Here is a 12,219-nt window from a genome sequence, read left to right as displayed (position 1 = left end):
TCGAGAACGAACTTGTGGTGATCAACAGGGCCTGTTGATCACCGTAAGTTCGTTCTCGACGCGTACCCCGGGGTGCTGTGGGTGACCCAGCGTCACCGGTGGGACCGTTCCAGGGCTGACGTCTCCGCCGGCGGGTCCGGCGAGAGAAGCGAGCCGGGGACTGCTCGGCCGCCCGCGCCGAGCTGGTTCATGCGCTTCGGCACCGGGGCACCCTGGTACGTCAGGGGGCGGTCCGCCAGCGGCTGGTGCACCTCGATGAACGCGCCGTGCGGGAGCCGCTTGATGACGCCGGTCTCGATGCCGTGCTCCAGGACGTCCCGGTCGGCGCGCTGCAGGCCGAGGCAGACCCGGTAGGTCACCCAGTACGCCAGGGGCGGCGCCACGAGCACGCCGATGCGGCCGGCCCACGTCGTGGCGTTGAGGGAGACGTCGAAGAAGTAGGCGATCCAGTCGTTCGTCGCCGAGAGCGCCAGCACGACGTAGAACGTCACCGCCATCACCCCGAGCGACGTGCGGACGGGTGCGTCGCGCGGCCGTTGCAGCAGGTTGTGCCGCTCGCGATCACCCGTGAGCCGCCGCTCGATCCACGGGTACGCGCCCAGCAGCACGTGGATGAGCGGCAGGAACAGCGGGCTCGCCCAGAACGCGCTGGGGATCGAGTAGTCGCCGATCGTGACGTCCCAGGCCGGGAAGATCCGCAGCATGCCGTCGCTGAACAGCACGTACCAGTCGGGCTGGGACCCGGCGGAGATGTGGCCGGCCACGTAGGGACCGAAGTTCCAGATCGAGTTGATCTGCAGCAGCCCGGCCATGAGCGCGATCACCCCGACGGTGACGGCGAAGAACGCACCACCCTTGGCCGCGAACGCAGGGAGGATCCGCACCCCGACGACGTTCTGCTCGGTGCGACCGGCGCCGGGGAACTGGGTGTGCTTCTGGTACCAGACGAGCCCGACGTGCGCGGCGATCAGCGCGAGCAGGATGCCCGGCAGGAGCAGCACATGGATGATGTAGAGCCGCGGGATGACCTCCGTGCCCGGGAACTCCCCGCCGAAGAGCATGTGGTGCGCCCACGTGCCGACGACGGGGACGGAGAGCGTGAACCCGGACGCGATCCGCAGGCCGGTGCCGGACAGCAGGTCGTCGGGCAGCGAGTAGCCGGTGAACCCGGCGAAGAACCCGATGAACAGCAGCAGCACGCCGAGCACCCAGTTGGTCTCGCGCGGCTTGCGGAACGCGCCGGTGAAGAACGTGCGCAGCATGTGGGCGACCATCGCGCCCATGAACAGCAGCGCTGCCCAGTGGTGCACCTGGCGGATGAACAGCCCGCCGCGCACGTCGAACGAGATGTGCAGGGTCGACGCGTAGGCGCGGCTCATCCACACGTCGCGCAGGTTGTCGAACGAGCCTTCGTACTTGACCTCGGCCATCGAGGGGTCGAAGAACAACCCGAGGAACACCCCGGTGAGCAGCAGCACGATGAAGCTGTAGAGCGCGACCTCGTCCAGCATGAACGACCAGTGGGTGGGGAAGACCTTGTTGAACTGCCTGCGCATCCCCGCGGCCGGGTGGAACCGCTGGTCCAGCTCGTCGATCGTCCCCATGACCAGCAGACTACATCTGTAGTTTGACCGCGGCGAGCCCGGTAGGGTTCCCCGGTGCTGACGGAGCGGGCGCAGGTGATCGCCGACGCGGCCATCGCCGTGCTCGGCGAGCAGGGCAGCCGCGCGCTCACCCACCGCGCGGTCGACCACCGGGCCGGCCTCCCGACCGGTTCGACGTCGAACATCGCGCGCACCCGCGCAGCGCTCCTGACGCTGACGGTCGAGCGGTTCATCGATCTCAACGCCGCCGCCTTCGGCGCGATCACCGACCGCCTCCCCACCCGGACGGCCGACCTCGCGCGGCTGCTCGCCGAGGCCGTCGACGCCCTGCTCATGAGCGACCGGACCCGCATGATCGCGCGCTACGAGCTCGCCATGGAGGCCGTCCGTCGACCCGAGCTGCAGCAGGAGATGAACCGGGCGGGCGCCGCCCTGCGGCGGGCAGCTCACGACGTGCTGACGACCATCGGGTCGACCGCACCAGACCGGCACGCCCGACAGCTGAACGCGTTCGTGGACGGCCTGGTCTTCCACGTCTGCGTCGCCGCGGAGCCGGCGATGAGCATCGACGAGCTCACCGCCGTCTTCCGCGAGTTCCTCGACGGGATGCTCAGCTGATCCCGAGCGCGGCCAGCCGCTCCCGGTCGTTCAGGATGTCGATCTCGGTGACCAGCCCGTCCACCACCGTGAAGGCGAGCACCGACACGACCCGGCCGTGCATCGAGGTCACGATGCCGGGCAACCCGTTGACCAGTGCGATCCGGGCGTCGACGGCACCGATCCGGCGGAACGCGACCGCCGACCCCGCGATCTGCGCGGCCCCGCGCACGAGCCTGCTGAGCGGCGAACCGGCCCCGGCGTCCACGCGTAGCACGGCGTCGGGGTGCAGCAGTGAGAGCAGGCCCTCGAAGTCGCCTGCGCGCGACGCGGCCGCCCACGCGTCGACGACCGCGCGCTGCCGCACCGGGTCCGGCCGCCCGTCCAGTGACCGGCCCTGCACCCGCCGCCGCGCGCGGCTGGCGAGCTGCCGGGCCGCCGCCGGGGTGCGCTCCACCAGCGGTGCGATGTCCTCGAACGGCAGCCCGAACATGTCGTGCAGCACGAAGGCGAGCCGCTCTGCCGGCTCCAGCGAGTCGAGCACCACCAGCAGCGCGATGCCGACGGTGTCGGCGAGCGCGTTCTGCTCGGCCGGGTCGCCCGCCGGGCCGTCGCTGACGACGGGGTCGGGCACGTGCGTGTCGAGCGCCTCCTCGCGGCGGGTGCTGCGCGCCCGCAGCATGTTGAGGCACTGCCGCGAGACGATCGTGGTCAACCAGCCGGCGACGTTCTCCACCTCCCGCCCGGACGCGCGGGAGATGCGCAGCCAGGTCTCCTGCAGGGCGTCGTCGGCCTCGGCGTGCGAGCCGAGCATGCGGTAGGCGACGGCCCGCAACCTGGGCCGATGCTCCTCGAAGCGATCCAGCCAGAAATCTTCGTCCTGCACTGTCACATCCTTCCGTCGCGGCGGGTCACCTCCATGACCGCCCGGAGACGCCGGGTGTGACACCACAGGAGATCCCGATGCAGGCTCGCATGACCAGCCCCGTCTTCGTCCTTCCCGACGCGATGAAGGCGCTGCAGAACCTCCACAAGGCGATCATGACGGTCACCACCGTGCCGGCCACCACCCACCACCTGATGCACCTGCGCGCGAGCCAGATCAACGGCTGCAGCGTCTGCGTGGAGATGCACGCCCGCGAGATGAAGGAGGCCGGCGAGCCCGACGAGAAGATCTGGGCCGTCGGGGCGTGGCGCGAGTCGCCGCGCTTCTCCGACGCCGAGCGCGCCGCGCTGGCGCTCGCGGAGAGCGTGACCCGGATCGCGGACAACCCCGACGCCGTCCCGGACGCGGTGTGGGACGCCGCCGCCGACGTCTACGACGAGAAGGGGCTGTCCGCCCTGCTCCTGTCGATCGCCGGCATCAACGTGTGGAACCGGCTCAACTGCGCCACGCGCCAGCCGTCCGGCCAGAAGTGGTAGGAGATCGACCGGCGCCCCGCCGTGGAACGCGGTCGGAGCGCCGGTCCACACTCCCGCCGTGATCCCCGTGCTGGAGACCGAACGGCTGGTGCTGCGCCCGCTGGCGGCAGCGGACGCGGACGCGCTCTACGCCTTCCGCAGCGACCCGGTGGAGCAGCGGTGGAACGACCCGCCGCTGACCGAGCCGGCGCAGGCCGCCGAACTGATCGAACGGCTGGCCGCCGAGCACCGCACGATCGGCGCCCGGCACTGGGGGCTCACCCTGCGCGGCGACGACACCGTGCGCGGCCTGCTCGGCTACAACGAGGTCGTCGCCGCACACGCCCGCGCCGCGATCGGATACGACCTGGCGCGGCAGCTGTGGGGCCGGGGGCTGATGTCCGAGGCGATGCGCGCCGTGCTCGACCACGGCTTCGCGGACCTGCGCCTCAACCGGGTGGAGGCGCACACGAACGACGTCAACGCGGCGTCGATCAGGATGCTGCGCCGGCTCGGCTTCTGGCGCGAGGGCACCTTCCACGAGCGCTTCCACGAGGACGGCGAGTACCACGACGTCGCCCTCTTCGTGATGCTCGCGCGCGACCGCCGGCCGCACACCGCCCCGTCGAGAACGACCTTGTCGTGATCAACAAGCCCTGTTGATCACGGCAAGGTCGTTCTCGTCGCGTTCGCCGGTGGGCTGGGGAGCACCACCTGGAGCGGGCGGTGGGTCCCGGCGCGCTCCTCGACCGCCGCGGTGAGCACCTCCAGCAGCGCGGCGTGGCCGGTCGGGTCGGCGCGGCGCAGGTCGTCGGCGCCGTCCCAGACCAGCACGACCTCGCCGTCGGGCAGCCACGACAGGTCGGCCAGGCACTCCTCGAGCGCGTCGAGGTTGTGCCCGTAGTAGTCGGGGAACTGCAGCTCCCGGCCGATCTGCGTGAGGAGGTCCCCCGGACGGGCAGCCGGCCCGACGACCCCGACGACCGCTCCGCGGGACCGTGCCTCGGCCGCCGCCGCGCTCGCGTCCATCGACGTGCGCACGACCCCACCCCTCACGACGTCGCTCCCGCCGTCACGTCGACGACGACGAAGCTGCGGTAGTGGTCGCCGGAGTAGAAGACCTGCCGGTCCGGGCCGGGTGACCCACCGGTGACCAGCCGGCGCGCGCCGCGGTCCTTCGACCCCGGCGTCGGGACCGTGTACTCGTGGTACCAGCCGCTCGGCCGCTGGGGCAGGAGCCGTTCGCGGTTGTTGAAGACGATCCCGTCCCGCTCGTAGGGGAACGGGCCGTCGGCCGCGATCAGCTGCCACGTGCGCGCGACCTCGGCCGGGAGGGCACACAGCGGCTGCACCGGCAGCCCGGACTCGGCGGCACCGGGCACGGGATCGGCGCGGACCGCGCAGGCGGCCGGCTGCACCTGCTGCGCGGGCGCCCCGCCGGCCGGCCGGACGAGGTAGGCGATGCCGGCGAGCACCAGCAGGACGGCGAGCAGCCCGGCGACGATCCGGACGGCCCTCGTCCCGAGCATCAGGACCGGCCCTCCGGCGGGGTCGAGCGGCGGCCGCGCACCTTGGCCAGCACGAGATCGGTGACCCCGTCGAGGAGCCGGTCGGCGCCGGCAGCGGCGAACCAGCACAGCGGCAGCAGCACCACCGCGGCCAGCAGCACCTGCAGCGGGAACGCGAGCTGGGTGAGCCACAGCTCGACCGAGTCCCACCAGTCGACGAGGGCCCTGATCACGCCCACACAGTAGACCGGGCGCCGAAGCACTACATTCGCGAGCATGTTCGCCGTCTACGCCTCCGCACCGAACCCGGACGCCCCGCTCGACGGCCTGGTCGTGGGCGAGCGCCCCGATCCGCAGGTCCCGGACGGGTACGTCGCGGTCACCGTGGCCGCGGCGAGCCTCAACATGCACGACGTGTTCACGCTGCGCGGCGTCGGCATCAAGGCCGAGCAGTTCCCGATGATCCTGGGCTGCGACGGCGCCGGCACGCTCGACGACGGCACCCCGGTCGCGCTCTACCCGGTGGTCGGCGACCCGGACTGGCGCGGCGACGAGACGCTCGACCCGAAGCGCACCCTGCTCACCGAGAAGCTGCAGGGCACGATGGCCGACACCGTCGTCGTGCCGCGGCGCAACGTCGTGCCGATCCCGGACGGGCTCTCCACCGCGCAGGCCGCCGTCATGGGCACGGCGTGGCTCACGGCGTACCGGATGCTGTTCACCCGCTCCGGCGTGCGCCCCGGGCAGACGGTGCTCGTGCAGGGCGCGTCGGGCGGGGTGTCGACGGCGCTCGTCCAGCTCGGCCGGGCGGCCGGGTTGCGGATGTGGGTCACGGGGCGTGACGACGAGAAGCGCGCGCTCGCGGAGCGGCTCGGCGCGCACGCGACGTTCGCGTCCGGCGAGCGGTTGCCCGAGCGCGTCGATGCGGTGATGGACAGTGTGGGCGAGGCCACGTGGGCGCACTCGCTCAAGTCGCTCAAACCCGGCGGGATCGTCGTGACGTGCGGCGCAACGAGCGGGTTCGGCCCTAAGGAGGATCTGGCCAGGATCTTCTTCCAGCAGATGCGCGTCGTGGGCTCCACGATGGGCACGCGCGCGGAGCTCGTGGACCTGCTCGCGTTCGTCGTGACGAGCGGCATCCGGCCTGAGATCGGGCTCGAGCTGCCCATGGAGAAGGCCGCCGACGGCTTCCGCGCAATGGTCGAAGGTCACACTGCTGGCAAGATCGTACTCACGCGCTGAGACCGTTCGGCGCTGTCAAGACGCCGTTCGTCTCGGTTTTGTTCCAGTTCGCCATCCTTTGCGAACTGGAGACGACGTACAGTGTGTGACCGTGTCTGAGCCACCTAGTCGAATGGCGCCGGGAACGCTACCCATCCCGGCGCCGCGCGTCGCAGGTCTCGTCGATCTGTTGGACCGTCTGGACCGCGCAGTCGCGACCGCACTGACCCCCGTCACCGGTGCCGAGGGGGTGAGCCGCGACGGCTGGCGAGTGCTGTTGATGCTCGCCCGCGGCGGCGGTCGCAGCATGGGCGAGATCGCTTCGCACACCGCGCTGCCCGCTCCCACCGCCACCCGCGTGGTCGACCGCCTGGTCGCCGCGCAGCTCGCCTTCCGCCGTACCGACCCCCTCGACCGGCGACGGGTGCTCGTGCACCTCGCCGCCGACGGCCGGGCCGTCGTCGAGCGCGTCTGCGGCCGCGTCGAACGCGACGCCGGAGCCGTCATCGGCGCCCCCGCCACCACGGAACGGGCGCACCTCGCGGAGCTCCTCGAAGTGCTCGCCACCGCGAGCTGAACCCGAGCAGTCCCCTGGCCGGCTGACCCCTCGTGGGCAGCCGGCCCCGTCATGTCGGGCCTGGTTCAGGCCGACAGCCGGGCCACGATCCGGTCGAACCACTCCCGCTTCTCCGCCGAGAGGTGATCGCGCGCCGCGGTCAGCTTCTCCAGCCGGGTCCGGTCGCCGGCGTAGGCGGCCATGACGTCCGCGACCGTGGTGCCGTGCTCGGGTACGTCGAGCACGGTCACACTGTCGCCCGCCCGCACGTACCCCGGCCGATCGACGGCGAGGTAGCTGCCGGGCCGGCCGGCGGCGAGGAAGCGCTTGACCAGGTCGGGCGTCTGCCGGAACCCGGCGAACACCCGGCACGGGATGCGCGGGCCGCGCACCTGCAGGATCGGACCCTCCTCCGCGTCTCCGATGCGCCAGCGCTCGCCCACGACCGCGCCCGAGCAGTCGATGCCATCGAGGGTGAGGTTCTCGCCGACCCCGCCCGGGGTGAACTCCTGGCCCAGCTCGGCCGCCCAGAACGCCAGGTCGACGGTCGAGTACGCGTAGACGGCCTGGTCGGCGCCGCCGTGGTTGGCGGTGTCGCAGATCGTGTCGCCCTCGACGCCGAGCACGTCGAGCAGGACCGGGTGGTCGACCGGGCGCTTGTCGATGCCGGAGCGACCGCTCTTCACGCGCGTGAACTCGTCGGTGCGGACGACGGCGAGGTTGACGGCAACGACCGTGCCGGACTGTGCGGGCATGCCCTCAGCCTGCCATCGCGAACCGCGGCGCCAGGCGTGATTTCAGCCGACCGCCGCCATCCGCGCCGTGACCGCCGCGTACGGGAACGCGGCCAGCACGAGCACGGCCACCAGCAGGATGGCGAGCCGGGCGAACCAGCCGGCCCGCGCACCCAGCCAGCCCGCGAGGAACGCGACGAGCAGCGGCACCGTCAGCGGCAGCAGGGCACCGAACCACGCGGCCCGGTCCGCGAACCGGACGCCGGCCAGCGCGGTGAGCGCCACCCCGGCCACCACCAGCGCGATCAACCCGCCGAGCAGGAGACCGAACCGGTTCTTCGCGCGGCCGGTGAAGAACCCGATGACCAGGACGATCAGGAGCACCGCGGCGGCCAACGTGGTCTGGCCCGGCGACGCGGGACCGATCGGCGGCAGGATCGTGTCGGCGTTCACCACCCCATCGTGACGCACGCGCGGGCGGTTCGGGGGCGGTTCAGGGGCGGGTGCCGTCCAGGAGCCGGGCCGGCACCACCGTGACCGGGAACGGGTCGACGGCCAGGAACTCCTCGTCGCCGACGAGGTGCGCGATCTCCGCGTACTGCCCGTCGCGCAGCGCGAACACCGTGAGCGAGCCGGGCTCGGTGGGATCGAGCAGCCAGTACGACGGCACGCCCATCCGCGCGTAGTGCGCCTTCTTCGTGTTGCGATCCAGCAGCGCGGTGCTCCGCGACAGGACCTCCACCGCCAGCAGCGGCGCCACCGGCAGGTGCTTCGAGCGCAGGTCGGCGAAGCGGGCCACCAGCACGTCGGGCTGGACCTCGCTGTCGTACGCGGTCTGGACTGCGAACGGCGCGATCATCACCCGCAGATCCCGCGGGCAGTGCGCCCGCAGGAGGACGTAGACCGCCCCGCACATCTCCTGGTGTCCCCAGTTCGGTGCGGGGCTCACGATGAGCGCACCGTCGATGAGCTCGTACCGGTTGCCGTCATCGGGCATCGCCTCCAGGTCCGCCACCGTGAACGGGCGACCGGACGGGATCGACACCTGCTGCGTCATGGCTCCCATGGTCCCCTCGTTCCGTCGGGAGGTACAGACGGCTCCCGCGGCCGGGCGGTTCCGTTGATCCGCAAACCGATCGCTCATGGGTGCCGCGCCGGGGATCCTGGCGCCATGAACGACGAGCGGGTCCGCGAGGTGCTGCTCGCCGGCGTGGTCGGTTCGACCGCGTACGGCCTGGACCGGCCCGGATCCGACATCGACCGGCTCGGCGTGTACGCCGCGCCGACCGTCGCGTTCCACGGCCTGCACCTGCCGACGGGCAAGGCCGCCACCATCGCCCGCCACGATCCCGACGTCGTCCTGCACGAGGCCGGCAAGTTCGCGGCGCTCTGCCTGGCCGGGAACCCGACGGTCACCGAGCGGTTGTGGCTGGACGTCTGGGACGAGCGCACCCCGCTCGGCGTGCAGGTGGTCGGGCTGCGGCACGCGTTCCGGTCGGCGGCCCGCTACCGCGACGCCTACCTCGGCTACGCCGGCCAGCAGTTCAAGCGCCTCACCGCGGCCGGGCGGTTCCCGGACGTGCCGCGGTCGCGGATCGCGAAGCACGCCCGGCACCTGCGGCGGCTGATCACGCAGGGCACGCACGTCTGGCGCACGGGTGAGGTGGTGGTGCGAGTGGTCGACCCACAGGCCTACCTCGACTTCGGCGAGCAGGTCGCCGCCGACCCGTCCGCGGCGGAGCCGGTGCTGGCGCAGGCCGAGGAGGTGTTCCGCACGGAGCCGACGGTGCTGCCCGCCGAGCCCGACGTCACCGCCGTCGAGGCATGGTTGCTGGCCGTGCGACGGCACTACTACGAGCCCGGCTGACCAGCGTCACCAGTCGTAGTCGAAGTCGCCCTCGCGCTCCGGCCGGGCGACGATCACGAGCTCCAGCCCGGGCCGGTCCGGGGCGTCGCGCACCTCCTCGACCACGAAGCTCGCGTCCTGCAGCTCCGCGACCACCTCGTCGTAGTCGCGGAAGCACAGGGTGGAGTCCGAGGTCAGCTCCGTGCCGTCGGCGAACCGCCAGGTGCCGCGGAACGAGACGAGCGGCAGCTCCACGGAGGTCAGCTCGGTCCAGCTCGTGACCTCGCCGATCCCGTCGACGTGCACGGTCCGGCGGGTCGCCTCGGGCGTCCAGTCCTCCCAGCCCCGCGCGTCCGGGTCGCGGGTCTCGAACACCAGTCGGCCGTCGTCGTGCAGCGCCAACCAGCACCGACGCAGGGTCGTGCGCCACGCCTCGTCGTCGACGATCGCCTGCGCCACGTTGCCCGTCATCGTCACCATGTCGACGGTGAACTGCGGGAGCGCGGTCGCGTCGCCCTCGATCCAGCGCACCCGGTCGCCCCCGGGCCGGGCCCGCGCGTACGCCACCGACGCCGGCGCCGGATCGACGCCGACCACGTCGATCCCCCGGGCCGCGAGGCGGGTGGCGAACACGCCGGTGCCGCTGCCGATGTCGAGCACCCGGCGCGCCCCGAACTCCTCGACCATCGCTACGTAGGGATCGAGGTCGACGCGCTCGCCGTCGACGGCGTCGTACACCGCGACCAGGCGCGGATCGGTGAAGTGGCGGTCGGGCACTACTTCTTCTTGTTCTGGTCCGCCGCGGCCGCGTCGGTGGAGAGGGCAGCGACGAAGGCCTCCTGCGGCACGTCGACCCGGCCGATGGTCTTCATGCGCTTCTTGCCCTCCTTCTGCTTCTCCAGGAGCTTGCGCTTGCGGGTGATGTCGCCGCCGTAGCACTTCGCGAGCACGTCCTTGCGCATCGCGCGGATGGTCTCGCGGGCGATGATCCGCGAGCCGATCGCGGCCTGGATGGGCACCTCGAACTGCTGGCGCGGGATCAGCTCGCGCAGCTTCGTGGCCATCATGTTGCCGTAGGAGTACGCGTCGTCCTTGTGCCGGATCGCGGAGAAGGCGTCCACCGGCTCGCCCTGCAGCATGATGTCGACCTTGACCAGGTCGGCCGCCTGCTCGCCGGCCTCCTCGTAGTCGAGGCTGGCGTAGCCGCGGGTGCGTGACTTCAGCGAGTCGAAGAAGTCGAAGATGATCTCCCCGAGCGGCATCGTGTAGCGCAGCTCGACACGGGTCTCCGACAGGTAGTCCATGCCGCCGAGCTGGCCGCGCCGGCTCTGGCACAGCTCCATGATCGCGCCGATGAACTCGGACGGCGCGATCAGCGTGACCTTGACGACGGGCTCGTAGACCTCGGCGACCTTGCCGCTGGGCCAGTCCGACGGGTTGGTGACGGTCATCTCCGTGCCGTCGTCCTTCACGACGCGGTAGACGACGTTGGGCGCGGTGGAGATTAGGTCGAGCCCGTACTCGCGCTCCAACCGGTCGCGGGTGATCTCCAGGTGCAGCAGGCCGAGGAAGCCGCAGCGGAACCCGAAGCCCAGAGCCGCCGACGTCTCCGGCTCGTAGGTGAGCGCGGCGTCGTTGAGCTGCAGCTTGTCCAGCGCCTCGCGCAGGTCCGGGTACTGCGAGCCGTCGACGGGGTAGAGCCCGGAGTAGACCATCGGCCGCGGCTCGCGGTAGCCGGTGAGCGCCTCGGTGGCGCCGTTCCGCAGGGTGGTGACGGTGTCGCCGACCTTCGACTGCCGGACGTCCTTCACCCCGGTGATCAGGTAGCCGACCTCGCCGACCCCCAGCCCCTTCGACGGCTTCGGTTCCGGCGAGACGATGCCCACCTCGAGCAGCTCGTGGGTCGCGCCCGTGGACATCATCCTGATCCGCTCGCGGGGCACGATCCGCCCGTCGACCACCCGGATGTAGGTGACGACGCCGCGGTAGGTGTCGTAGACCGAGTCGAAGATCATCGCGCGGGCGGGCGCGTCGGCGTCGCCGACGGGTGGCGGCACCAGGTCGACGACCTCGTCGAGCAGGTCGGCCACCCCGACCCCGGTCTTCGCGCTCACCCGCAGCACGTCGTCGACCTCGCAGCCGACGATGTGCGCGATCTCCGCGGCGTAGCGGTCGGGGTCGGCCGCCGGCAGGTCGATCTTGTTGAGGACCGGGATGATCGTGAGGTCCTTCTCCATGGCCAGGTACAGGTTGGCCAGGGTCTGCGCCTCGATCCCCTGTGCGGCGTCGACCAGCAGGATCGCGCCCTCGCACGCCTCCAGCGCGCGGCTGACCTCGTAGGTGAAGTCGACGTGGCCGGGCGTGTCGATCATGTGCAGCACGTACTGCTCGCCACCGACCTCCCACGGCAACCGCACGTTCTGGGCCTTGATCGTGATGCCGCGCTCGCGCTCGATGTCCATGCGGTCGAGGTACTGCGCGCGCATGAGCCGCTCGTCGACGACGCCCGTGAGCTGCAACATCCGGTCGGCCAGCGTCGACTTGCCGTGGTCGATGTGGGCGATGATGCAGAAGTTCCGGATCTTCGCGGGATCGGTGAAGGTCTGGTCGGCGAACGAGGTCAAGGACATTCCTTCTCGGGATGCGGGTACCTCCATCGTCCCATGTCCGGCCAGGGGCTTCGCGCAGGTCCTGGCCGCGCGACAATCTGATATCACTTTGCTATAGTGGTGACATCATCGGCCAGCGAGAC

Annotated in this window: 16 protein-coding genes; 6 read left to right on the top strand and 10 right to left on the bottom strand. The window is 71.4% G+C overall.

Going from position 1 to position 12,219, the window contains the following annotated elements:
* Window positions 1-92 precede the first annotated feature (92 nt).
* On the bottom strand, window positions 93-1,604 hold the full coding sequence (gene qcrB, locus ACQEVB_RS33495) for a cytochrome bc1 complex cytochrome b subunit (RefSeq protein ID WP_432981219.1): 1,512 nt from the start codon (window positions 1,602-1,604) through the stop codon (window positions 93-95).
* A 54-nt stretch (window positions 1,605-1,658) separates the two neighbouring features.
* Between qcrB and ACQEVB_RS33490 the strand changes: the two genes are divergently transcribed.
* A complete protein-coding gene (locus ACQEVB_RS33490; RefSeq protein ID WP_432981216.1) occupies window positions 1,659-2,222 on the top strand; it encodes a TetR/AcrR family transcriptional regulator in 564 nt (187 codons plus the stop codon).
* Here the strand turns inward: ACQEVB_RS33490 and ACQEVB_RS33485 are convergent.
* A complete protein-coding gene (locus ACQEVB_RS33485) occupies window positions 2,215-3,087 on the bottom strand; it encodes a sigma-70 family RNA polymerase sigma factor (protein ID WP_432981213.1) in 873 nt (290 codons plus the stop codon). The two genes, ACQEVB_RS33490 and ACQEVB_RS33485, sit on opposite strands and share 8 nt — an antisense overlap.
* An 89-nt stretch (window positions 3,088-3,176) precedes the next feature.
* Here ACQEVB_RS33485 and ACQEVB_RS33480 point away from each other — a divergent pair, with 89 nt between their 5' ends.
* Both ACQEVB_RS33480 and ACQEVB_RS33475 read left to right on the top strand, forming a co-directional pair.
* A complete protein-coding gene (locus ACQEVB_RS33480) occupies window positions 3,177-3,623 on the top strand; it encodes a carboxymuconolactone decarboxylase family protein (RefSeq protein ID WP_432981210.1) in 447 nt (148 codons plus the stop codon).
* A gap of 58 nt (window positions 3,624-3,681) precedes the next feature.
* On the top strand, window positions 3,682-4,248 hold the full coding sequence (locus ACQEVB_RS33475) for a GNAT family N-acetyltransferase (RefSeq protein WP_432981207.1): 567 nt from the start codon (window positions 3,682-3,684) through the stop codon (window positions 4,246-4,248).
* Between the two features lie 17 nt (window positions 4,249-4,265).
* On the opposite strand, the gene ACQEVB_RS33470 is transcribed toward ACQEVB_RS33475, so the two are convergent.
* The 3 genes from ACQEVB_RS33470 to ACQEVB_RS33460 are packed head-to-tail and all read right to left on the bottom strand — an operon-like array spanning window position 4,266 to window position 5,343.
* Window positions 4,266-4,643: a barstar family protein gene (locus ACQEVB_RS33470; RefSeq protein ID WP_432981204.1), complete on the bottom strand. Its 378-nt coding sequence runs from the start codon at window positions 4,641-4,643 to the stop codon at window positions 4,266-4,268.
* Window positions 4,644-4,654: 11 nt separating this feature from the next.
* Complete coding sequence (locus tag ACQEVB_RS33465; RefSeq protein WP_432981201.1) at window positions 4,655-5,131, bottom strand: ribonuclease domain-containing protein; 477 nt, start codon at window positions 5,129-5,131, stop codon at window positions 4,655-4,657.
* On the bottom strand, window positions 5,131-5,343 hold the full coding sequence (locus ACQEVB_RS33460; RefSeq protein ID WP_432981198.1) for a hypothetical protein: 213 nt from the start codon (window positions 5,341-5,343) through the stop codon (window positions 5,131-5,133). Before ACQEVB_RS33460 ends, ACQEVB_RS33465 begins: the two co-directional genes overlap by 1 nt.
* A gap of 43 nt (window positions 5,344-5,386) precedes the next feature.
* Between ACQEVB_RS33460 and ACQEVB_RS33455 the strand changes: the two genes are divergently transcribed.
* Together ACQEVB_RS33455 and ACQEVB_RS33450 are read left to right on the top strand one after the other, a co-directional pair.
* On the top strand, window positions 5,387-6,352 hold the full coding sequence (locus ACQEVB_RS33455) for a zinc-binding dehydrogenase (RefSeq protein ID WP_432981195.1): 966 nt from the start codon (window positions 5,387-5,389) through the stop codon (window positions 6,350-6,352).
* A 169-nt stretch (window positions 6,353-6,521) separates the two neighbouring features.
* Window positions 6,522-6,908 carry a MarR family winged helix-turn-helix transcriptional regulator gene (locus ACQEVB_RS33450; RefSeq protein WP_432981192.1) on the top strand — a complete coding sequence of 129 codons (387 nt, stop codon included), beginning with the start codon at window positions 6,522-6,524 and terminating at the stop codon, window positions 6,906-6,908.
* A gap of 65 nt (window positions 6,909-6,973) precedes the next feature.
* On the opposite strand, the gene ACQEVB_RS33445 is transcribed toward ACQEVB_RS33450, so the two are convergent.
* The 3 genes from ACQEVB_RS33445 to ACQEVB_RS33435 are packed head-to-tail and all read right to left on the bottom strand — an operon-like array spanning window position 6,974 to window position 8,678.
* A complete protein-coding gene (locus ACQEVB_RS33445; protein WP_432981189.1) occupies window positions 6,974-7,642 on the bottom strand; it encodes an MOSC domain-containing protein in 669 nt (222 codons plus the stop codon).
* 42 nt (window positions 7,643-7,684) lie between these two features.
* Window positions 7,685-8,074 carry a hypothetical protein gene (locus ACQEVB_RS33440; protein ID WP_432981187.1) on the bottom strand — a complete coding sequence of 130 codons (390 nt, stop codon included), beginning with the start codon at window positions 8,072-8,074 and terminating at the stop codon, window positions 7,685-7,687.
* 40 nt (window positions 8,075-8,114) lie between these two features.
* Window positions 8,115-8,678, bottom strand: a complete 564-nt coding sequence (locus tag ACQEVB_RS33435) for a Uma2 family endonuclease (protein ID WP_432981185.1) — start codon at window positions 8,676-8,678, stop codon at window positions 8,115-8,117.
* Between the two features lie 114 nt (window positions 8,679-8,792).
* Between ACQEVB_RS33435 and ACQEVB_RS33430 the strand changes: the two genes are divergently transcribed.
* Window positions 8,793-9,488 (top strand): nucleotidyltransferase domain-containing protein, encoded by a 696-nt coding sequence (locus ACQEVB_RS33430; protein ID WP_432981182.1) that lies wholly within the window; start codon window positions 8,793-8,795, stop codon window positions 9,486-9,488.
* Between the two features lie 6 nt (window positions 9,489-9,494).
* On the opposite strand, the gene ACQEVB_RS33425 is transcribed toward ACQEVB_RS33430, so the two are convergent.
* Window positions 9,495-10,244 carry a class I SAM-dependent methyltransferase gene (locus ACQEVB_RS33425; protein ID WP_432981179.1) on the bottom strand — a complete coding sequence of 250 codons (750 nt, stop codon included), beginning with the start codon at window positions 10,242-10,244 and terminating at the stop codon, window positions 9,495-9,497.
* Window positions 10,244-12,091, bottom strand: coding sequence for a translation elongation factor 4 (gene lepA, locus ACQEVB_RS33420; protein WP_432981176.1), 1,848 nt, complete (start codon window positions 12,089-12,091; stop codon window positions 10,244-10,246). The genes ACQEVB_RS33425 and lepA overlap by 1 nt, the downstream gene beginning before the upstream one ends.
* Between the last annotated feature and the right edge of the window lie 128 nt (window positions 12,092-12,219).

It is taken from the genome of Pseudonocardia sp. CA-107938, assembly GCF_050936315.1.
In the GTDB taxonomy this organism is placed as follows: Bacteria; Actinomycetota; Actinomycetes; order Mycobacteriales; family Pseudonocardiaceae; genus Pseudonocardia.
The sequence above is the reverse complement of the archived record's forward strand: the minus strand, read 5'-3'. Positions and strand labels throughout refer to the sequence as shown.